This window comes from Burkholderia sp. KJ006, assembly GCF_000262695.1.
Taxonomy (GTDB): Bacteria; Pseudomonadota; Gammaproteobacteria; order Burkholderiales; family Burkholderiaceae; genus Burkholderia; species Burkholderia vietnamiensis.
In genome coordinates, this window is sequence record NC_017921.1 from 177,380 (window position 1) to 199,902 (window position 22,523).

Here is a 22,523-nt window from a genome sequence, read left to right on the forward strand (position 1 = left end):
GGACGATAACGAAATGAGAGAGGGAGTTAGGCGATGACTTGGGCCTTGGCCGCAATCGGCTTCATCGCGGGCGGTATCGCCGCATTGTTCGGGGATGTCTCGGTCACCACCGGCGCGCTGCTCGGCGCGGTGACCGGATTCTGCGTCGGCTACGCGCTGCAGGAAGGCAGGCGCACGAGCGGCGACACGACATCCGACGCATCTGCAATTTCCACACCCGGCAGCGCGCCGCCATCTGTGGTGGTGCCGCTCGCCGATCGCGTCGCGCGGCTCGAAGCGACCGTCGACGCGCTCACCCACGAGCTCGACGCGCTACGCGGGCAGCTGGCCGGCGCGAACGCCGGCGTCGCGGCCGGCAGCGCCGCGCACGCGTCGGCGGTCATACCGGTGGGCAAACCGGCTGTCACGCCGTCACCCGCCGCGATGCCGCCGCAACCATCGGTGCAACCGGCGGCCGTGCGTGTCGCCACGCCGGCGTCGACGATCGCGGTTGCGCCTGCGCCTGCGCCCGCGCCTGCCGCTTCGGCGCGCGCGAGCGCCGAGCCTGCGGCCGCCGTCGCACCGACGCTTACTACGCGCGCCGCGACCACGCCGCCTGCACCGCCTGCCCCACCCGCCCCGCCGAAGCCGCGCGAGCCCGGTATCGCGGAGCGCGCGCTGCGCGCCGCACGCGACTGGCTGCTCGGCGGCAACACGGTCGTGCGGGTCGGCATCATCGTGCTGTTCTTCGGTGTCGCGTTCCTGCTCAAGTACGCCGCCGACAACGACCTGCTGCCGATCGAATTCCGCCTGGCCGGCACCGCGCTCGCCGCGGCCGCGCTGCTCGCGATCGGCTGGCGCGTGCGCGCGCGGCGCGCGGCATACGGGCTCGTGCTGCAAGGCGGCGGCATCGGCATCCTGTATCTGACGATCTTCGCCGCCACCAAGCTCTACGCGCTGCTGCCGGTCGGCGCGGCGTTCCCGCTGATGGTCGCGATATGCGCGCTCGGCGCGTTCCTCGCGGTGATGCAGAACGCGCTGCCGCTCGCGTTCATGGGCACCGCGGGCGGCTTCCTCGCGCCGGTGCTGCTGTCGACCGGACACGGCAGCCACGTCGCGCTGTTCAGCTACTACGCATTGCTGAACGCGGGCGTGTTCGCGATCGCATGGTTCAAGGCTTGGCGTCCGCTGAATCTGCTCGGCTTCGTGTTCACGTTCACGATCGGTTCGGCGTGGGGCGTGACCGCGTATCGTCCCGCGTTGCTGGCGAGCACCGAACCGTTCCTGATCCTGTTCTTCCTGATGTACGTCGGCATCGCGCTGCTGTATGCGGTGAAGCGCGAGCTGGCGCTGCGTCACTACGTCGACGGCACGCTCGTGTTCGGCACGCCGATCGTCGCGACCGCGCTGCAGGCGGCGCTCGTGAAGGACATCCCGTTCGCGCTCGCGTGGAGCGCGGTCGCGCTGTCGGCGTTCTACCTCGTGGTCGTCGCGTGGCTCGCGCGGCGCCGCGCGCGTCTCGCGCTGCTGTTCGACGCGATGCTCGCGCTCGCGGTGATCTTCGCGACGCTCGCGGTGCCGCTCGCGTTCTCCGGCCCGACGACGAGCGCCGCGTGGGCGATCGAAGGCGCGGCGATCGTGTGGGTCGGCGTGCGTGAACGGCGCCTCGCGCCGTTCGCCTTCGGCCTGTCGATGCAACTCGCGGCCGCCGGCGCGTTCTTCACGAGCCTGCTCGGCGCGCCCGACGCGAACGCGCTGCCGGTGCTCAACAGCCCGTACATCGCGATGCTGCTGATCGCGCTCGCCGGGCTCTTCACCGGCTGGTGGCTGCACGGGCGCAACGAAGCGCGCGCATGGCATGCGTGGATGCCCGACGTGGGCTCCGCGGCCGCGGTCTGGGGGCTGTTGTGGTGGCTCAGCGGCGGGCTGCACGAGATCCTCGTCTATGCGAGCCGCCACGTCGATCTGCATGCGGACCGCTTCGTCGTCGATGCGACCGCGCTGTTCGCGGCCGGCACCGCATGGCTCGCGCACCTGGCGCGCCGCAAGCTCGCGTGGCCGATCGCCGAATGGCCTGCGCTCGCGTTGACGCCGGTGCTCGCGCTGCTCGCCATCCGCGCGTTCGATACGCACGACGCGCCGCTGTCCGGCATGGGCGCGTTCGCGTGGCCGATCGCCGTGATCGCATGCTATGCGCTGCTGCTGCGCCAGTCGCGCGCGATCCCCGCCTCGGCGGCCTCGGCGACGGCCCGCGCCGCAGCCGGCGCGCCGACCGTCGCAGCCGTGCCCGCGGCGTGGCTCGCGCCGCTGCACACGCTGATGTTCTGGACCTTGTGCGGCTTGTGCTCGCTCGAAGGCTTCTGGCGCTTGCGCGCGTTCGTGCCCGAAGGCGCGTGGAGCTGGAGCGCATGGGCGTACGGCTTCGGCGCGCTGCTCCTGCTGGTTTCGGGCCCCGGCTCGCGGCTGCGCTGGCCGATCGGCGCGTACCCGCGCGCCTACCAGCTGTGGGGCGCCGCACCGCTCGCCGCGTTGCTGTGGCTGTGGAGCATCGCGAGCGTGACGAGCGACGGCGACGCGTCGCCGCTGTTCTGGCTGCCGATCCTCAATCCGCTCGACGTCGCGCAGCTGTTGATCTTCGTCGCGTTCGCGATGTGGCTGCGCCGCCTGAAAGCGCTCGGCGTGACGTGGCATCCGCTCGCGGCCGATCTCGCGGCGCTCGCGACGGTGTTCCTGTGGTTCAACGCGCTGCTGCTGCGCACGCTGCATCACCATTTCCACCTCGCTTACGACGTCGACGCCGTGCTGTCGTCGTTCGGCATTCAGCAGGTGTTCATGGTCGGCTGGAGCGTGTTCGCGTTCGCAGGCATGTGGCTGATGCGGCGCGACGCCATCGCACGCATCTGCGCGCTCGCGTCGCTGCCGCTGATCGTCGTGATGTGGCTCTGGACCTTCTACGCGAACTTCACGCAGGACGGCGGCAGCTGGGCGCGCATCCCGCTGCTCAATCCGCTCGATCTCGTGCTGGTGGCCGTCTACGCGCTCGCCGCGTCGTGGTTCGTGCGCGTGCGCCGGCTCGGCTGGTCGTTCGGCGCGTATCGCGTCGAGCTGCTCGCGGCGGCCGGCGCGACGGCGTTCCTGTGGCTGAACGCGATCCTGCTGCGCACGCTCCATCACTGGGCGGGCGTGCCTTATGCGTTCGACGCGATGGCGGAATCGACGCTCGTGCAGGCGTCCGTGTCCGTGTACTGGACGCTCTGCGCGCTCGCGACGATGATCTGGGCAACGCGCCGCGGGCTGCGTCCGCTGTGGTTCGTCGGCGCCGCGCTGCTCGCGCTCACGGTGATCAAGCTGTTCGTGTTCGACCTGTCGCACGTCACCGGCATCGAACGCATCGTGTCGTTCATCGGCATCGGTGTGCTGCTGCTGTTGATCGGCTATTTCTCGCCGCTGCCGCCGAAGGCAGCGGCTCAACCGGACGATCGCCAATCATGAAGCGACTCGCAGCCCTGCTCAGCCTGAGCCTGCTGACATCGTTCGCGGCCGCTGGCGGCCCGCCCGGCGCCGAACGCGTCGCACGGCGCTTCGCGCTCGATCTCGACGGCAGCGCCGCGTATTACCAGCTCACCGTGCCGCAACCCGTCTATGCGGGCAGCCGGCGCGACGACCTCGGCGACGTGCGGATCTTCAACGGCGCGGGCGAGCCGGTGCCGTATTCGCTCGATGCGCCCGCGACGACCGCGGCCGCGTTGCCGCCGACGCGCACGCCGGCACACTGGTTCGCGCTGCCGCGCACGCGCGGGAACGACGACCGCGCACCGCTCGGCGTAGCGGTCGCGCCGGACGGCTCGCTACGCGCGACGCTCGCCGCGCCGGCACGCGCGACGCATGCGGTGGATCTCGTCGACCTGTCTCATGCGGACGGCGACGTCGACGCGCTGCTCGTGCACCTCGGCGACGACAGCTACCAGGGACGCGTCGCGGTCGAGGCCAGCGACGATCTGCACGACTGGCGCTCGCTCGGCAGCGTGCAGTTGCTGAAGGTGGCACGCGGCGGCGACACGCTGGTGCAGGAACGTATCGCACTCGACGGCATGAGTTCGCGCTACCTGCGGCTCGAATGGCTCGACGACGTGCCGTCGATCGCTTCGATCGACGTCGAGACGCGTCCGCGCGATGCGCGCGCGGTGGAAGCCGCCGCGGTGCCGCGTCAATGGCGCGACGCCGTACACGTGCGAGCCGGCGACACGCCGGGCGAATACCGGTTCGACACCGACGGCCCGTATCCGGTCGACCGCTTGCGCATCGACCTGCCGCAGCCGAATACGGTTGCGCGCGCAACGGTGCAGAGCCGCAGCGATGCGCAGTCGCCGTGGCGCGACGTCGCCGATGCGGTGCTGTTCCGGCTGCAACGCGACGGCGGCGAGCAACGCAACCCGCCGCTCGCGTTCGCGCCGAATCCCGACCGGGCTTGGCGCATCGTCGTCGACATGCGCAACGGCGGGCTCGGCGGCGGTCAGCCGGCCGTGGCGATCGGCTGGCATCCGGCCGCACTGACGTTCGTCGCGCGCGGCACGCCGCCCTTCACGCTCGGAGTCGGCAATGCGGCGCTGTCGTCGTCGGCCGTGAGCCGCGATGCGCTGCTGATCGGCATGGCGCCCGAAGTGCGTCCCGCGCGCGTGGGCGCGGCTTTGGCGACGTCGGAGGCCGCGCCGGAGCCGAGCGCCGACGCGGACGCGACCCGCCGCTACGTGCTGTGGGGCGCGCTGGTCGCCGCGGTCGCGGTGCTCGGCACGATCGCGTGGCGTCTCGCGCGCGGCAGCGGCGAGGTACGCAAGCGCGACGAATGACGTGGCATCGCGCGGCAGGATGACGGCGCCGGACCCATGCGCGGGACGGCGCCCCGTTGACACGGCCGGCCGCGCATTCCATGCTCGCTGCTCGTTCATCGCCCTGCGAGCGCCCATGGTCACCTGCTTTCTTCGTTACGTCGTCGATCCGTACAAACTCGAGCAGTTCGAAACCTACGGCAAGATGTGGATTCCGCTCGTCGAGCAATTCGGCGGCACGCATCACGGCTACTTCCTGCCGTCCGAGGGCGCGAGCAACATCGCGCTCGCGATGTTCTCGTTCCCGAGCCTTGCCGAATACGAGCGCTACCGCGAACGCTCGAAGGCCGACCCGGCATGCCAGGCCGCGTTCCGTTACGCGGAGGAAACGCGCTGCATCGTCAGCTACGAGCGCAGCTTCTTCCGGCCGGTGTTCGAGTAAGCCGCGCCTTTGCGGCGCCGGACGAAAAAAAGCCCCGCCTGCATCCGCGCGGCGGGGCCAACCCATGTCAGTAGAGACATCATGGAGGAGACGGGCTCATCATATCGAGCCCGGCATGGCGTCCCAACCAAGCATTTCTGCTATCCATCTGCGGCGCCGCATCCGCGCGCGACCTGCGCGCATCGCATATCGATAGAACGAAAAGTCGTTTTCAGAGTGGCGGCGGGGTCGTTACCATCTGGTTTTAAGCCTGCGCTTAGCCGGGCAACCATCCCCAAGGAGCGCCCCTTGACTGCATTCGATCAACACCGCCGGCCGTTCGTGGTCGGCATCGGCGGCACCACCCGGGCCGCATCGTCGACCGAGCGCGCGCTGTCGTTCGCGCTGCGCGGCGCACAGGCGGCCGGTGCGCGCACGCGCCTGTTCGACGGCCCGTTCTTGCACACGCTGCCGCACTACGCCCCCGAGCACAAGGCCTTGACCGACGCACAGCGCGAGCTGATCGACGCCGTGCGCGAGGCCGACGCGATCATCATCGCGACGCCGGGCTATCACGGCGGCGTGTCCGGCCTCGTGAAGAACGCGCTCGACACGCTCGAGGAACTGCGCGCCGACGAGCGCCCGTATCTGGACGGCCGCGCGGTCGGCCTGATCGTCACCGCGTACGGCTGGCAGGCCGCCGGCACCGTGCTCACGTCGCTGCGGTCGATCGTCCATGCGTTGCGCGGCTGGCCGACGCCGTTCGGTGCGACCGTCAATACGCTCGAAACGCGCTTCGAGAGCGCCGAAAGCTGCTCGGACCCGAAGGTCGTCGCGCAGCTCGAGACGGTCGGCTCGCAGGCGGCTGAATTCGCGCTCGCGTTCGCGTCGCATCGCGCGGCCACGCACGCTGCATCGGTCGACGCGCTCGCGCCCGTACTGAAGATCGCCAACCAGTAACCGCACACCGCCCGCGCGCGGCCGGCGACGTTCGCCGCGCGCGCGGCGTTCGCACGTTCAAGCGGCGTCCGCCGCGATGCTCCCGCCGTTCGCGACTCCCCCAGCCGATAACGATTCGGCTCACCGCGTGATTAGCATTGGCCGAAAGATTGGTTCACGCGCGGCGCGGGTTTTCGTACGCTGAAAGCCCGTACCTTCCACGCGCGAGCCATGAACCGCACGATCCGCTACAAGGGCTACGAAGTCGCCCCCGCCGCCGCCCGTCTGCCGAACGGGCTGTTCGCCGCGAACCTGACGATCGAGAAGGCGAGCGGCGGCCCGTCGCCGCGCGCCGTGTCGTTCGACGCGATCGATTTCTTTTTCGAAGAGGAACACGCGCTCGCGTATGCATCCCGCTGGGGACGCCTGTGGGTCGACACGCAGGCCTGAACGCGACGCGCGGCAGCGCCGGGCTGCACGAAAATACGCGCTGACGAAAGCTATGCAAGAATCTTTCGTCTTGTAATCGTATAACAATAGCCATGTCCGACACGCTGCAGGAACAACATGCAGCGGCAGATCACGCCATGCGCCACTGGACCTTCGAGAGTCAAGGTCCCGTCAAGATCGGTTCCGATGCGCACAAGCGGATGTTCTGCCGCATGCTCCTCGATACGCACAACCCATACAAACCGGCCGTCATCGACTGGCCGCCGCTGAAACCCGACGCGCTCAAGCGGCTCACGTCGCTGCCGATCTGGGACATCGCCGTGCAGACGGAAGGCCGCGCGTCGGTCCGCGTCGCCACCTTCGCGGCAACCGTCGACGATCCGCTACTGCGCAGCGCACTCGACATGGACGGCGGCGAGGAAGCGCGCCACAAGGTCGTGCTGTCGAAGCTGGTGGCCGCATACGGCATCGAGCTTGCGCCCGAACCGCCGTATCCGGCGCCGAAGGACGCGGAGTGGTCGTGGATGGTGACCGGCTTCAGCGAATGCATCGACAGCTTCTTCGCGTTCGGGCTGTTCCGCTCCGCGCAGCGCTCCGGCTATTTCCCGGCCGAACTCGTCGAGACGTTCGAACCGGTGATCCAGGAGGAAGGCCGCCACATCCTGTTCTTCGTGAACTGGTACGCGTGGTACTGGCGCAATCTGCCGTGGTGGCGACGACCGTGGTTCTTCGCCCGTGTCGTCGCCGTATGGGCGTTCCTGATATGGGAGCGCGTCGGCATCGCGCGCGGGATCGATACGGACGGCGTGGCGCACGACGCGAACTTTCCGGCGACGAGCACCGCCGAAATCGGCGACGCACTCGACCCGCGCGAGCTGATCGAGCTGTGTCTGACGGAGAACGACCGACGCATGGCCGGGTACGACGAGCGGCTGCTGCGCCCGACGTTCGTGCCGCGCATGGCGCGGCTCGCGCTGCGCTTTCTGCGGAAATAGGCGTCGTTGCGACGGGGCGGTTCTGCGGCGAACGAGTATCGCGGCCGCGGACCGCCGGCGATTCGTGCTGGCCAACGGGGCGGCAGGTGGCGCCATCGTGGTGTCGTCCGGCTCATGCTGTGCCCGCCGCGCAACGTTTGCAGGCTTGCTCCCGGAGCAAAAACGCACGGTTCCCGATTTGGCCGGGTCGCATCGCGCGCGACACGATGCCGGTCAGTGCGCGGCCATTACCGCACGGCCGTTTCGAATGCGATGGCGCATCGCCGTTCCTACTCGCGTTTCCACTTCGCTGCTCGGCTTGCCGCTCCTCGTAACGGAGTTGCGCCGTGGACAGTCGGCCCGGACGCGGCGGCGATGATCTGACAATTTCGCGCCCGCCGGTGGCTTCGCGCAGCCGAGCGGTTGGAGCCTCCGGCTGCCCCCATCTGCGATTAGCCGAATCGCTCAATTGCCCGCCATATGGAACACGATCAATAGGATCGTTTCAACATGTGCTCTCAATTAGCGAGCGATTGCGCTGCAGCGGTTTCTTTGTCATCGACTGATAGTGAGCGCTGCCGGAAGCCCGCCCGACGGACCAGCGCGGGCGGCGCGATGCGCAAATCAGCATATCGCGACGGCTCGCCCCGCGTCGTCAATCGATTATCTCCCATGATTAACGACATAATAAAAATGCCACTCATGATATTAAAATAGCGAATTGATAAATATGTTCATATTCTTGTAGATCGACATCGTGGTCGCATTACAGAACAGAAAGAAACATGCGACGCGCAAACGTTTGCTATTCAATTCTTCCTACCTTTTCGGGGCCAAAATGCGCGCCATCGCGCAAACAACCCATGCAAACCATTGATTTCAAACGACTTTTATGCGTGAACATCAGACCTCCGGCACTTTACAAAAACAACTCTTCATACTTTCGGATTGGTTGTTAATCAATACATCAAATCGCGATGTATTAACGATTCTTTAAACTTCCACGCACTACATTTATCACTGTTTATCAATTTCCAAATAACGCCTCAAATAAAATTCGCGCATCGATTAAGAGTTTCGCGCGAGCGCACGAAATATTCGTCTAATGAAAGGCGGTGTGTGCGGCGCGCTTATTTGGAGGCAGCAGGACATGAACCGCACATACCGCTCGATCTGGAACGAAGCTCTCGGCGCCTGGGTCGCGGCCTCGGAACACGACTCGGCACGGGGTAAGCCGAACAAATCCGCCGTCGCGAAGGCTGTTGCGGCAGTGGCGCTCGTCGCGGGGGCGACGGTCGGCAACGTCGCGCACGCGCAGTACAGTGCGGGCGGGTTCGGCGGCTCCGTCGTCGCGTCGGGGTCGCAGGCGATCGCGATCGGCGGCAACGCCGGCAGCACGACGACGGCCAGCGGCGCAACCTCGATCGCGATTGGCGCGAACGCGACAGCGTCGGGCAACTATTCGCAAGCATTCGGTCAGCGTTCCGTGGCCACCGGCTCGAGCTCGATCGGCATCGGTTCCGGCTCCACGGCACTCAATACCGGCGCGACCGCGGTCGGCAACGACACGACGGCATCGGGCATCAGTTCGGTCGCGCTGGGCGGCGGCAACAGCAGCGGCACGGGCGGTGCGGTCGCGGCAGGCACGAACGCGATCGCGATCGGCCGGTTCTCCAATGTCGATGCGGCGGCGACGTCGGGCGTTGCGATCGGCGCCAACTCGGTCGTCACGTCGGCCGGCACCGACGCAACGGCGCTGGGTTCCGCCGCGACCGCGGCGGCCAGCGGCGCGACCGCGCTCGGCAACGGCGCGACGGCCAACGTCGCCGGCTCGGTCGCGCTCGGCAAGAACGCCGTGACCACCAGCGCGAGCAGCACGACGACGGCAGGCACCGGGGCCGTCAGCAACGCGACGGTCGGCACGCAGACCTTCACCGGGTTCGCCGGCACGAGCTCGGCCGCGGGGGTCGTGAGCATCGGCAGCCCCGGCGCGGAGCGGCGGATCCAGAACGTCGCGGCCGGGCTCGTGACTTCGGGCAGCACCGATGCGGTCAACGGAAGCCAGCTCTATTCGGTCGCCAGCACGACGACGTCAAGTATCAGCAGTCTTTCGACTTCGACGTCGACGGGGCTGTCGACGGTTGGTAGTTCGATTACTTCGCTTTCTACGTCGACTTCGACCGGCATCAGTTCGTTGTCCACGGGCCTCAGTTCGACCAATAGTTCGGTGACATCGCTTTCTACGTCGACTTCCACGGGTATCAGCTCGCTGTCGACCGGGCTCAGTTCGACCAATAGTTCGGTGACGTCGCTTTCGTCGTCGACGTCGACCGGCCTCTCGTCGGCCAATAGCGCGATTACGTCGCTGTCTACGTCGACTTCCACGGGCATCAGCTCGTTGTCGACGGGTCTCAGCTCGACCAATAGTTCGGTGGTCTCGCTGTCCACCTCGACGTCGACCGGCATCAGCTCGCTGTCCACCGGCCTGAGCTCCACCAACAGCTCGGTGACGTCGCTTTCGTCGTCCACGTCGACGGGCTTGTCATCGGCCACCAGCTCGATCACGTCGCTGTCAACTTCGGCTTCGACGGGTCTGTCGTCGGCAACCAGTTCGATCAGCTCGCTTTCCACTTCGACCTCGACGGGTATCAGCTCGCTGTCCACCGGCCTGAGCTCGACCAACAGTTCGGTGACGTCGCTTTCGACCTTCACGTCGACGGGGCTGTCGTCGGCCAATAGCTCGATCACGTCGCTGTCCACCTCGACGTCCACGGGCATCAGCTCGTTGTCGACAGGTCTCAGCTCGACCAATAGTTCGGTGGTCTCGCTTTCCACTTCGACCTCGACCGGTATCAGTTCCCTGTCGACGGGCCTGAGCTCGACTAATAGCTCAGTGACGTCGCTGTCGTCGTCCACGTCGACGGGCTTGTCGTCGGCAACGAGCTCGATCACATCGCTGTCCACCTCGACGTCGACGGGTATCAGCTCGCTGTCCACCGGCCTCAGCTCGACCAACAGCTCGGTGACGTCGCTGTCGTCGTCCACGTCGACCGGCTTGTCATCGGCCACGAGTTCGATCACGTCGCTTTCCACCTCGACCTCGACGGGTATCAGCTCACTGTCCACCGGCCTCAGCTCGACCAACAGTTCGGTGACGTCACTGTCGTCGTCCACGTCGACGGGCTTGTCGTCGGCCACCAGCTCGATCACGTCGCTGTCCACGTCGACCTCGACCGGTATCAGCTCGTTGTCCACCGGCCTGAGCTCGACCGACAGTTCGGTAGCCTCACTGTCGACGTCGACGTCGACCGGCCTCTCGTCGGCGACGAGCTCCGTCACGTCGCTCTCCACGTCGACCTCGACCGGTATCAGCTCGTTGTCAACAGGCCTGAGCTCGACCGATAGCTCGGTGGCATCGCTCTCGACGTCCACGTCGACCGGCTTGTCGTCGGCCACGAGTTCGATCACGTCGCTGTCCACCTCGACGTCGACCGGTATCAGCTCGTTGTCCACGGGTCTGAGTTCCACCGACAGCTCGGTTGCGTCGCTGTCAACCTCCACGTCGACCGGCCTCTCGTCGGCCACCAGCTCGATCACCTCGCTCTCCACCTCGACCTCGACCGGCATCAGTTCGTTGTCGACAGGCCTGAGCTCGACTAATAGTTCGGTAACGTCGCTGTCGTCGTCCACGTCGACGGGCCTTTCGTCGGCGACCAGCTCGATCGGCTCTCTGTCCACGTCGACGTCGACGGGTATCAGTTCGTTGTCCACCGGACTGAGCTCGACCAATAGCTCCGTCACGTCGCTGTCCACGTCGACCTCGACCGGTATCAGCTCGTTGTCGACGGGCTTGAGTTCGACCGATAGCTCGGTGGCCTCACTGTCGACTTCGACATCGACCGGTCTGTCGTCCGCGACCAGTTCGATCAGCTCGCTCTCCACGTCGGCCTCGACCGGTATCAGCTCGCTGTCGACCGGCCTCAGTTCGACCGACAGCTCGGTCGCCTCGCTCTCGACGTCCACGTCGACGGGCCTTTCGTCGGCGACCAGCTCGATCGGCTCTCTGTCCACGTCGACTTCCACGGGCATCAGCTCGTTGTCCACGGGTCTGAGTTCCACCGACAGCTCGGTTGCCTCGCTGTCGACCTCCACGTCGACCGGCCTCTCGTCGGCCACCAGCTCGATCACGTCGCTGTCCACCTCGACATCGACCGGCATCGGCTCGCTGTCCACCGGTCTCAGCTCGACCAATAGGACGGTGGCTTCGCTGTCGACGTCCACGTCGACGGGCCTGTCGTCGGCCAACAGCTCAATCACGTCGCTGTCCACCTCGACATCGACCGGCATCGGCTCGCTGTCCACCGGCCTGAGCACGGTCGTGACCAAGACCGACAATCTCGGCAGCAGCACCGCCGCGGCGCTCGGCGGCGGCGCCGCCTACGATCCGGCGACCGGCACCATGTCCGCTCCGTCGTACACGATGTACAACGCGAACGGTACGACGTCCACCGCGAACAGCGTCGGCTCGGCGATCGACAGCATCAACAGCCAGGGCATCAAGTATTTCCACGCGAATTCGACGGCCGCCGACAGCCAGGCGCTCGGCGCCGACTCGGTCGCGATCGGCCCGAACGCCATCGCCAACAACGCCGGCGACGTCGCGCTCGGCAACGGTTCGGTCACCGCGGCGCCCAACCCGACGCCGACCGGCACCGTCGGCGGCGTGACCACCACGTTCGCGGGCGGCAACCCGACGAGCACCGTCAGCGTCGGCGACCCGAGCGCCGGCATCACGCGCCAGATCACCAACGTCGCGGCAGGCCAGATCACGCCCACCAGCACCGATGCGATCAACGGCTCGCAACTGTTCGCGACCAACTCGGTGGTGAATTCGCTGTCGACGACGGTGTCGTCGTCCAGCAGCGCAATCTCGTCGCTGTCGACCGGCATCACTTCGTTGTCGACGGGGTTGAGCTCGACTGATAGTTCGGTGGCGTCGTTGTCGACCTCGACGTCGACGGGTTTGTCGTCGGCAACCAGCTCGATCAGCTCGCTGTCGACTGGCCTCAGCTCGACCGACAGCACCGTGGCCTCGCTGTCGACGTCCACGTCGACGGGCATCAGCTCGCTGTCGACTGGCCTGAGCTCGACCGATAGCTCGGTCGCCTCGCTCTCCACGTCCACGTCGACGGGTCTCTCGTCGGCGACCAGCTCGATCTCGTCGTTGTCCACGTCGACCTCGACCGGCATCAGCTCGCTGTCCACGGGCCTCAGCTCCACCGATAGCTCGGTGGCGTCGCTGTCCACCTCGACCTCGACGGGCCTGTCGTCGGCCGCCAGCTCGATCACCTCGCTGTCCACGTCGACTTCGACGGGCATCAACTCGTTGTCCACGGGCCTCAGCTCGACCGACAGTTCAGTGGCCTCGCTGTCGACTTCCACCTCGACCGGCCTCTCGTCCGCGACCAGTTCGATCACATCGTTGTCCACGTCGACCTCGACCGGCATCAGCTCGCTGTCCACGGGCCTGAGCTCGACCGACAGTTCGGTCGCCTCGCTCTCGACGTCCACGTCGACCGGGCTGTCGTCGGCCACCAGCTCGATCAGCTCGCTGTCCACCTCGACTTCGACCGGCATCAGCTCGCTGTCGACGGGTCTGAGCTCCACCGACAGTTCGGTGGCGTCGCTGTCGACGTCCACGTCGACGGGCCTCTCGTCGGCGACCAGCTCAATCACGTCCCTGTCCACCTCGACCTCGACCGGTATCAGCTCGCTGTCGACGGGCCTCAGCTCGACCGACAGCACGGTGACGTCGTTGTCGACGTCCACGTCGACCGGCCTCTCGTCCGCGACCAGCTCGATCACGTCGCTGTCCACGTCGACCTCGACGGGTATCAGCTCGCTGTCGACCGGCTTGAGCTCGACCGATAGCTCGGTGGCCTCGTTGTCGACGTCCACGTCGACCGGCCTCTCGTCCGCGACCAGCTCGATCAGTTCGCTGTCCACGTCGACCTCGACGGGTATCAGCTCGCTGTCGACGGGTATCAGCTCGACCGACAGTTCGGTCGCCTCGCTCTCGACGTCCACGTCGACCGGCCTCTCGTCGGCGACCAGCTCGATCAGCTCGCTGTCCACCGGCCTCAGCTCCACCGATAGTTCGGTCGCCTCGCTGTCGACCTCCACGTCGACCGGACTGTCGTCGGCCACCAGCTCGATCACGTCCCTGTCCACCTCGACTTCGACCGGTATCAGCTCGCTGTCGACTGGCCTGAGCTCGACAGATAGCTCGGTCGCCTCGCTGTCGACCTCCACGTCGACCGGTCTGTCGTCGGCAACCAGCTCGATCACGTCGCTGTCCACGTCGACTTCGACGGGCATCAGCTCCCTGTCGACTGGCCTGAGCTCGACCGACAGTTCGGTCGCCTCGCTGTCGACGTCCACGTCGACAGGTCTGTCGTCGGCGACCAGCTCGATCACCTCGCTGTCCACGTCGACTTCGACGGGCATCAGTTCGCTGTCGACTGGCCTGAGCTCGACCGACAGTTCGGTGGCTTCGCTGTCGACCTCCACGTCGACGGGTCTGTCGTCGGCGACCAGCTCAATCTCGTCGCTCTCCACGTCGACCTCGACCGGTATCAGCTCGCTCTCGACCGGCCTGAGCTCGACCGACAGCTCGGTCGCCTCGCTGTCGACCTCCACGTCGACGGGTCTGTCGTCGGCAACCAGCTCAATCACGTCGCTCTCCACCTCGACCTCGACCGGTATCAGCTCGCTCTCGACCGGCCTGAGCTCGACCGACAGCTCGGTCGCCTCGCTGTCGACCTCGACGTCGACCGGTCTGTCGTCGGCGACCAGCTCAATCTCGTCGCTGTCCACGTCAACCTCGACGGGTATCAGCTCGCTCTCGACCGGCCTGAGCTCGACCGACAGCTCGGTCGCCTCGCTGTCGACCTCCACGTCGACGGGTCTGTCGTCGGCGACCAGCTCAATCTCGTCGCTCTCCACGTCGACCTCGACCGGTATCAGCTCGTTGTCCACCGGTCTGAGCTCGACCGATAGTTCGGTCGCTTCGCTGTCGACCTCCACGTCGACCGGTCTCTCGTCGGCCACCAGCTCAATCAGCTCGCTGTCTACCGGCCTGAGCTCGACCGACAGCTCGGTGGTCTCGCTGTCGACCTCCACGTCGACCGGTCTGTCGTCGGCCACGAGTTCGATCACGTCGCTGTCCACGTCGACCTCGACCGGCATCAGCTCGCTGTCCACCGGTCTGAGCTCGACCGATAGTTCGGTCGCTTCGCTGTCGACCTCCACGTCGACCGGTCTCTCGTCGGCCACCAGCTCAATCAGCTCGCTGTCTACCGGCCTGAGCTCGACCGACAGCTCGGTGGTCTCGCTGTCGACCTCCACGTCGACCGGTCTGTCGTCGGCCACGAGTTCGATCACGTCGCTGTCCACGTCGACCTCGACCGGCATCAGCTCGCTGTCCACCGGTCTGAGCTCGACCGATAGTTCGGTCGCTTCGCTGTCGACCTCCACGTCGACCGGTCTCTCGTCGGCCACCAGCTCGATCACGTCGCTGTCCACGTCGACCTCGACCGGCATCAGCTCGTTGTCCACGGGCCTCAGTTCGACCGATAGCTCGGTCGCGTCGCTCTCGACCTCGACGTCAACGGGGTTGTCGTCGGCGACGAGTTCGATCAGCTCGCTGTCCACCTCGACCTCCACGGGCATTAGCTCGCTGTCGACGGGCCTCTCGTCCACGACCAGCTCGATCTCGTCGTTGTCCACGTCGACCTCGACCGGTATCAGCTCGCTGTCCACCGGCCTCAGCTCGACGGACAGTTCGGTGGCATCGCTCTCGACTTCGACGTCGACGGGGTTGTCGTCGGCGACGAGCTCAATCAGCTCGCTCTCCACGTCGACTTCCACGGGCATCAACTCGCTGTCCACCGGACTGAGCTCGACCGACAGCTCGGTGGCATCGCTCTCGACATCCACGTCGACGGGTCTGTCGTCGGCCACGAGCTCGATCACGTCGCTGTCCACCTCGACTTCCACGGGCATCAACTCGCTGTCCACCGGCCTGAGCTCGACCAACAGCACGGTCGCCTCGCTCTCCACCTCGACCTCGACCGGCCTCAGCTCCCTCTCCACCGGCCTGAGTTCCACCGACAGCACGGTGACATCGCTGTCGACCTCGACCTCGACCGGCCTCTCGTCGGCCACGAGCTCGATCACGTCCCTGTCCACCTCGACGTCGACCGCGATCGAAGCTGCGAAGACGCACTACTTCAGCGTCAACGACAACGGCACGCAGCAAGGCAACTACGCGAACGACGGCGCGACGGGCGTCAACGCCCTCGCAGCCGGCGTGAACGCCAGCGCCGCCGGCGCGAGCAGCGTCGCCGTCGGCGACGGCTCGAACGCGCAAACCGCCGGTGCCGTCGCGATCGGCCAGAACGCATCGGCCACCGGCGGCAAGGCGGTGTCGATCGGCTCCGGCAACACGGCGAGCGGCGACGGCGCGGTCGCCATCGGCGACCCGAGCGTCGCAACGGGCACCGGCGCAGTCGCGATGGGCGCGAACGACACGGCGACCGGCACCGGCGCAGTGGCACTCGGCAACGCGAACACGGCAACCGGCACCGGCGCGCTCGCGCTCGGCAGCAACGCGGTCGCCAGCGCCACCGGTGCGCAAGCCTACGGCTCCGCCGCAGCGGCCACGGCCACCGACGCCCTCGCGTTCGGCACGAACGCGCAGGCCAACGTCGCCAACTCGATCGCGATGGGCGCGAACTCGACCACGAGCAATGCAGTCGCGGTGTCGAGCATGACGGTCGGAGGCGTCACGTACGCGGTCAGCGGCATCGCACCGGTGGGCGTCTTCAGCGTCGGCGCACCGGGCGCCGAACGTCAGATCACGAACGTCGCCGCAGGCCGCGTCTCGGCCACCAGCACGGACGCCGTCAACGGCAGCCAGCTCAACGCAACGAACCTGGCCATCAGCAGCCTGTCGACGTCGACGGCCTCGAACATCTCGTCGCTGTCGACCGGGATCGGCTCGCTGTCCACCGGCCTGAGCTCGACCAACAGCAACCTCACGTCGCTGTCCACGTCGACCTCGACCGCGATCGGCTCGCTGTCCACCGGCTTGAGCTCGACCAACAGCAACCTCACGTCGCTGTCCACGTCGACCTCGACCGGCATCGGCTCGCTGTCCACCGGCCTGAGCTCGACCAACAGCACGGTGGCGTCGCTGTCGACCGGCGTGACGAGCATCAGCAACACGCTGAACCAGCTGTCGACGACGGTGAACAACAACCAGGCGCGTACGGCGAACAACTCCGGCATCGCGGCCGACATGAACGGCACCGGCACCGACCGCCCGACCGTCACCGCCGGCTCGAACTCGGTGGCGATCGGCGCGAATTCGAGCGACGGCGGCCGTTCGAACGTGGTGTCGGTCGGCAGCGACACGCAGCAGCGCCAGATCACGAACGTCGCGCCGGGCACGCAAGGCACCGACGCGGTGAACGTGAACCAGCTGACGCAAGTGCAGACGACGCTGTCGACCGCGCTGTCGGGCCAGCAGTCGCAGATCAACTCGCTCGGCACGCAACTGCAGCAGACGGACCAGATGGCGAAGCAGGGCATCGCGGCCGTCGGCGCGATGGCCTCGATCCCGCAGATGGACCGCGACGCCAACTTCGGGATGGGTATCGGCACGTCGACGTTCCTCGGCCAGAAGGCGATGGCGGTCAACATGCAGGCGCGCATCACGGAGAACCTGAAGGCGTCGATCAACGGCGGCTTCAGCGGCGGTCAGAAGGTGATCGGCGCCGGCATGCTGTATCAGTGGAAGTAACCCGTCGCGCAGCACGCCGCCCGTCCGGCCCACCGGCCGGGCGGCGTGCGGCGTGCCGCGCGCTTCAGTCAACTCCAGTTTTGAGGACGTAACCGTGAACAAACTCGCTCTTGCGCTCGCGCTCTCGGCGCTGGGCCTCGCCGCGTGCTCGACCGCATCCGGCCCGACCTACAGCGCCTCCGAACTGCAGCCGCGCGACGGCGTGCGCACGTTCCAGGTCGACTGCCACGGCTTGCTGTCGGGCCCGCAGACCTGCATGAACGCCGCGCGCAAGATCTGCGGCGAGCAGCCGGTGCGCGTCGCCGATTCGGCGCATGCACTGCGCAACCACGCCGATCCGGCCACGCTGGTCTTCCAGTGCGGCGCCGCACCAGCCGAAACGGCCGCGGCCGCCGCGCCCGTGCCGACACCGGCGCCCGCGCCCGCGGCGGTCGAACACGTGAACCTCGCGGGCGACGCGCTGTTCGCAACGGGCCAGGCCACGCTGACGCCCGCCGCGCGCGCATCGCTCGACAAGCTGCTGAGCGAACGCGAAGACCACACGTACACCGAAGTGACGGTCACCGGCTATACCGACTCGGCCGGCAGCGACGCGGCCAATCTCGCGCTGTCGAAACGCCGGGCGGACGTCGTCGCGCGCTACCTGCACGCGCACGGGCTGAAAGCTCATACGATGGCGGTCGCCGGCCGCGGCAGCGCCGATCCGGTCGGGTCGAACGCGACGGCCGAAGGCCGTGCGGCGAACCGCCGCGTCGAGATCTCGCTGAAGCGCTGACGCGCCGAACAGCGGCCCCGGCGCCGACCCTCCGCTATGTCAAACATCGTCATGGCCCTCCACAAACCGGCGTCTTCCGTGCCACAATCGCCGCAGACTGTCGCCGGAACTTTCCGCCCGCGTCGCGCGCCGTGCCAGCTTCGCGCGACGACACACCGGAATCCGGCGGCCGCCTCGCGATCCGCGCCGCCCGATCCGTCGTCAGCGCGCGCCGACGCGAACGCAACCACGACAATCCACGGCGCGCCGTCCGCCGGCCAGTCGCTCGACACCAGCGCCTGACGCGCGACGCCGCAGAGGAAACCAACCGGTGACGTACATCGATCAAGCCGCGTCAGGCGGCACTCGCAGAGAACGACCGGCGGTCGGCATCTCGCTGTTTGCGCGTGACGGCCAGGCAATCTGGGAAAACGGCATTCATCAGAACATCGCGTATCTCGCGATGATGCTCAAGCGCTCGGACCGCATCGGTCCGGTCTACTTCCTGAACGGCGGCGACGCGAACGCGCTGCCCGCCGGCCTCGAACTCGACAGCCTCGACATACCGCTCGTGAAACCCACGGACGTCACGCACGACATCGACGTCGTGATCGAGATGGGCGCACAACTGCCGGTCGAATGGCTCAGACACGTAAAGGCGCTCGGCACGAAGCTCGTCGCGTGCTACGTCGGCCATACCTACAGCGGTCTCGCCGAAACGCCGATCTTCGGCAAGCCGTCGGGCCACGTGTTCAACGGCACGCAGTTCGACGAAGTGTGGGTGCTCGAGAAGTCGCAGAAAATCGACGTGCCGCTGTTGCGCACGCTCACGCGCGCGCCGGTCCATACGATGCCGCATCTGTGGTCGCCGTATTTCCTCGACCGCCGCATCGCCGCGCTCGCGAGCGGAGGCGTGACCTTCGGCTATCGGCCCGGCCGCCGCCCGTGGCACCTCGCGACGCTCGAACCGAACATCTCGGTCGTCAAGTCGTGCCATTACCCGATGCTCGCGTGCGACGAGTTCTATCGCGCGCATCCGGAGGCCGTGCAACATCTGTTCGTCGTCAATTCGATTCACATGAAGGCGCATCCGACCTTCGTCCATTTCGCCAACAACCTCGACCTCGTGCGCCAGCAGAAGGCGACGTTCGAGCCGCGCATGGACCTGCCGGGCTTCATGGCCCGCCACGCCGATGCGGTCGTCTCGCATCACTGGGAAAATCCGCAGAACTACCTTTACTACGACGTGCTGTACGGCGGCTATCCGCTGATCCACAACTCGACGCTGCTCGGCGACGCCGGCTACTACTATCCGGACTTCGATTCGGCCGCAGGCGGCCGCGCGCTGTACGACGCGTGGCTGCATCACGACGAGCGGCTCGACGACTATCGCGCGAAGGCCGGCCGGCTGCTGCAGGCCGTCTCGATCGACAACCCCGCGAACCTGGACGCGTTCGTCGCGCGCCTGGTCGCCTGAACCGGAGCATACGCATGTCGGACTCCAATGCCCGTCAAGCGCCCGGCGAGGGCAAGCGTCTCGTCGTCGGCGTGTCGCTGTTCGTACGCGGCGCCGGCCAGTCGCTGTGGGAAAACGGCATCTTCCAGAACTGCCTGCTGCTGATCCTGCTGCTGCGCCAGTCGCCGCTCGTCGCCGAAGCCGTGATGGTGAACGGCGGCGAACAGGTCGCCGATCCGCAGATGATGCTCGGCGAATGGGACGTGCCGCTGCTGTCGATGGACGAAGCGCTCGAGCGCTGCGACGTACTGATCGAAATGAGCGCGCAGTTCGGCGCGGACTACCTGCGCGCCTTCCACGAGCGCGGCGGCAAGGTCGTCACGATGCGGGTCGGCAACGACTACGTGATCGACATCGAGCGCGCGATGTTCGACAAGCCGTCGGGCTTCCTGTTCTCGGGCGCGCCGTACGACGCGGTGTGGACGATTCCGGAATTCGAGCGCTCGTGCCTGCACTACTACCAGACGGGCCTGCGCGCGCCGGTGACGATCGTCCCGCACATCTGGCATCCGATGCTGTTCGACAAGGCGCGCGCGACGCTCGGCGCCGGCTTGTCGTACGGCTATCGGCCGGGCAAGCCGCGCTGGCGCGTGACGATGTTCGAGCCGAACATCTGCATGGTGAAAACGAGCATCATTCCGATGCTGGTGGCCGAGGAGGCCTATCGCGCGAAGCCGGATTTCCTCGAATTCGTGCGCGTGTGCAACACGCTGCATCTGAAAGAGCATCCGACCTTCGTCCACTTCGCGAAGAGCCTCGACATCGTGAACCACGGCATCACGACGTTCGAAAGCCGCTATGCGGTCTACGAGTTCATGGCCGCCTACGGCGACGCGGTCGTGTCGCACACGTGGGAAAACGCGCAAAACTACCTCTATTACGAACTGCTGTACGGCGACTATCCGCTGATCCACAACTCGCCGTTCCTCGGCAAGGCCGGGTATTTCTATCCGGACTTCGACTGTCAGGCCGGCGGCCGGGCGCTGCTGCAGGCGTTCGCGCAACACGACGCGAACCTCGACGCCTACCGCGAGCAATCGAAGCACGTGCTCGACTCGGTCAGCATCTACAACCCCGAGAACGTCGCCGCCTATTCGGACGCGATCGCGGCGCTCTATCGCGACGCATGACGCGCCGCCCTTTCCGGACTCCGACATGAACGCACACCCGTCCCTCTCCCGCGCGAAATGGCTGATCGGCTGCGCCGCCGCGTCCCTCGCGATCGGCGCGCACGCGCAGGCCGGCGGCGAATCGGCGGACGCGCTGCTGCGCGACGCCGACACCGTCTTCAAGCAGCTCGACGCGGGCCAGTACGGCGCGGTATGGGCCGATTCGGCCGCGTTCGTGAAGGCGCGCATCAAGCAGGACCAGTTCGCGGCCGACATGCAGCGCGCGCGCCAGTCGGTCGGCACGGTGCGTCATCGCGGCTGGGCGCAGATCACGCGGATCCGCTATACGAACGCGGGCACGACGCCGGACGGGCTGTACGCGAACGTCGACTATGCAACGACGCTCACCACCGGCACGACCGTGTACGAAAAGCTCAGCTTCCGCCTCGAGGACGACGGCCTCTGGCATCTGACCGGCTACGTGCCGCGTCAATCGCAAAACTACGCGCCCTAAGCCGCGCGCCCGGAGCCAGCGATGAAGATCAATGTCGCGATTACGATGAACGTGCAGCGCGACTCCGCGCAGTCGATCTGGTACAACGGCGCGAACCAGCATTGCGTGTTCCTCTACATGCTGCTGAAACGCTCGCCGCTGATCGGCAACGTGTGGCTCGCGCACGACGACGGCATCACCGACTATCCGCCGGCGCTGATGATGGACGCGTTCGGCGACGCACTGCGGCCGCTGTCGGCGATCGTCCACGACACCGACCTGCTGATCGAGATGAACGCGTTCATCGACTCGTCGCACACGGACGCCGTGCGCCGACGCGGCGGCAAGTGCGTGTCGTACCGCTTCGGCAACGACTACGTGATCGCGGTCGAGACGATCAACTTCGGCAAGAACGACTGGCGGCCGAACCCGAACCGCGTGCAGTTCGACGAGATCTGGACCAATCCGCAGCACATGCATACGTGCGCGGCATATTTCCGCGCGGTCTATCGCGCGCCGGTGATCGAGCTGCCGCACATCTGGTCGCCGTACTTCATCGAACGCAGCCTCGACGCCGACCCCGAGCTCAAGGCGCGCTTCGGCTACCGCAATCACGGGCCGGCCAAGCGCATCGCGTTCTTCGAGCCGAACCTGAACGTCGTGAAAAGCTCGATCGTGCCGATGCTCGCCGCGAACGCATGCTACGTCGAGCATCCCGACCTGATCGAACACGTGTACATGACCAACACGTTCGACAAGAAGGAAAACGTCGCCTTCAAGCACCTCGCGCTCGGGCTCGAGATGGTGCGCGACGGCAAGGCGACGGCGGACGTGCGCGCGCCGTTCGTCGCGTGGGCCGCGCATCATACCGACATCGTCGTGTCGCACCACTGGGAAAACGGCCTGAACTACCTGCTGTACGACGCGCTGTACGGCAACTACCCGCTCGTGCACAACTCGGCGTTCCTGCGCGACGTCGGCTATTACTATCCGGACTTCGAAATCTTCGACGCCGCGCAAGCGATCGCAACCGCCGCGCAGACGCACGACGCGCGGCTCGACGACTACGCGGCGGCGGCACGCCGCTGCCTGCAACAGGTCGATACGCTCGCCGAGCACAACGTGCGTACGTATTCGGAGCAGATCCAGCGCCTGTTCGGCGGCCGTACGCCGGGCTGACGGCCTTCCCCACATCCC

12 protein-coding genes and 1 pseudogene are annotated in these 22,523 nt (G+C 66.8%); all 13 read left to right on the top strand.

The window, feature by feature from the left end:
- Positions 1 to 33 precede the first annotated feature (33 nt).
- The 13 genes and pseudogenes from MYA_RS15005 (at position 34) to MYA_RS15080 (ending at position 22,505) form a co-directional block, all read left to right on the top strand.
- Complete coding sequence (locus tag MYA_RS15005; protein ID WP_014724009.1) at positions 34 to 3,471, top strand: DUF2339 domain-containing protein; 3,438 nt, start codon at positions 34 to 36, stop codon at positions 3,469 to 3,471.
- Positions 3,468 to 4,826, top strand: a complete 1,359-nt coding sequence (locus MYA_RS15010; protein WP_014724010.1) for a DUF3999 domain-containing protein — start codon at positions 3,468 to 3,470, stop codon at positions 4,824 to 4,826. The genes MYA_RS15005 and MYA_RS15010 overlap by 4 nt, the downstream gene beginning before the upstream one ends.
- Before the next feature lie 115 nt (positions 4,827 to 4,941).
- The gene (locus tag MYA_RS15015) at positions 4,942 to 5,247 is read left to right on the top strand and encodes an NIPSNAP family protein (protein WP_011880828.1); all 306 of its coding nucleotides are present in this window, start codon (positions 4,942 to 4,944) and stop codon (positions 5,245 to 5,247) included.
- A 288-nt stretch (positions 5,248 to 5,535) separates the two neighbouring features.
- On the top strand, positions 5,536 to 6,186 hold the full coding sequence (locus tag MYA_RS15020) for an NADPH-dependent FMN reductase (protein ID WP_014724011.1): 651 nt from the start codon (positions 5,536 to 5,538) through the stop codon (positions 6,184 to 6,186).
- 210 nt (positions 6,187 to 6,396) lie between these two features.
- Positions 6,397 to 6,615, top strand: a complete 219-nt coding sequence (locus MYA_RS15025) for a hypothetical protein (RefSeq protein WP_006749916.1) — start codon at positions 6,397 to 6,399, stop codon at positions 6,613 to 6,615.
- 92 nt (positions 6,616 to 6,707) lie between these two features.
- Positions 6,708 to 7,610: a hypothetical protein gene (locus MYA_RS15030; RefSeq protein ID WP_014724012.1), complete on the top strand. Its 903-nt coding sequence runs from the start codon at positions 6,708 to 6,710 to the stop codon at positions 7,608 to 7,610.
- A 1,129-nt stretch (positions 7,611 to 8,739) separates the two neighbouring features.
- Positions 8,740 to 8,826 (top strand): annotated as a pseudogene (locus MYA_RS32605) (ESPR domain-containing protein); the annotation flags it as partial.
- 249 nt (positions 8,827 to 9,075) lie between these two features.
- Entirely contained in the window at positions 9,076 to 17,454 is an 8,379-nt protein-coding gene (locus MYA_RS31135; RefSeq protein WP_443101905.1) for a YadA-like family protein, read from the top strand.
- A 94-nt stretch (positions 17,455 to 17,548) separates the two neighbouring features.
- Positions 17,549 to 18,229 carry an OmpA family protein gene (locus tag MYA_RS15060; protein ID WP_014724016.1) on the top strand — a complete coding sequence of 227 codons (681 nt, stop codon included), beginning with the start codon at positions 17,549 to 17,551 and terminating at the stop codon, positions 18,227 to 18,229.
- A gap of 310 nt (positions 18,230 to 18,539) precedes the next feature.
- Entirely contained in the window at positions 18,540 to 19,685 is a 1,146-nt protein-coding gene (locus tag MYA_RS15065; protein WP_014724017.1) for a DUF2827 domain-containing protein, read from the top strand.
- Between the two features lie 14 nt (positions 19,686 to 19,699).
- Positions 19,700 to 20,854 carry a DUF2827 domain-containing protein gene (locus MYA_RS15070; protein ID WP_011880836.1) on the top strand — a complete coding sequence of 385 codons (1,155 nt, stop codon included), beginning with the start codon at positions 19,700 to 19,702 and terminating at the stop codon, positions 20,852 to 20,854.
- A 25-nt stretch (positions 20,855 to 20,879) separates the two neighbouring features.
- On the top strand, positions 20,880 to 21,347 hold the full coding sequence (locus MYA_RS15075; RefSeq protein ID WP_011880837.1) for a DUF4019 domain-containing protein: 468 nt from the start codon (positions 20,880 to 20,882) through the stop codon (positions 21,345 to 21,347).
- Between the two features lie 21 nt (positions 21,348 to 21,368).
- Positions 21,369 to 22,505 carry a DUF2827 family protein gene (locus MYA_RS15080; RefSeq protein ID WP_011880838.1) on the top strand — a complete coding sequence of 379 codons (1,137 nt, stop codon included), beginning with the start codon at positions 21,369 to 21,371 and terminating at the stop codon, positions 22,503 to 22,505.
- Positions 22,506 to 22,523: the final 18 nt, after the last annotated feature.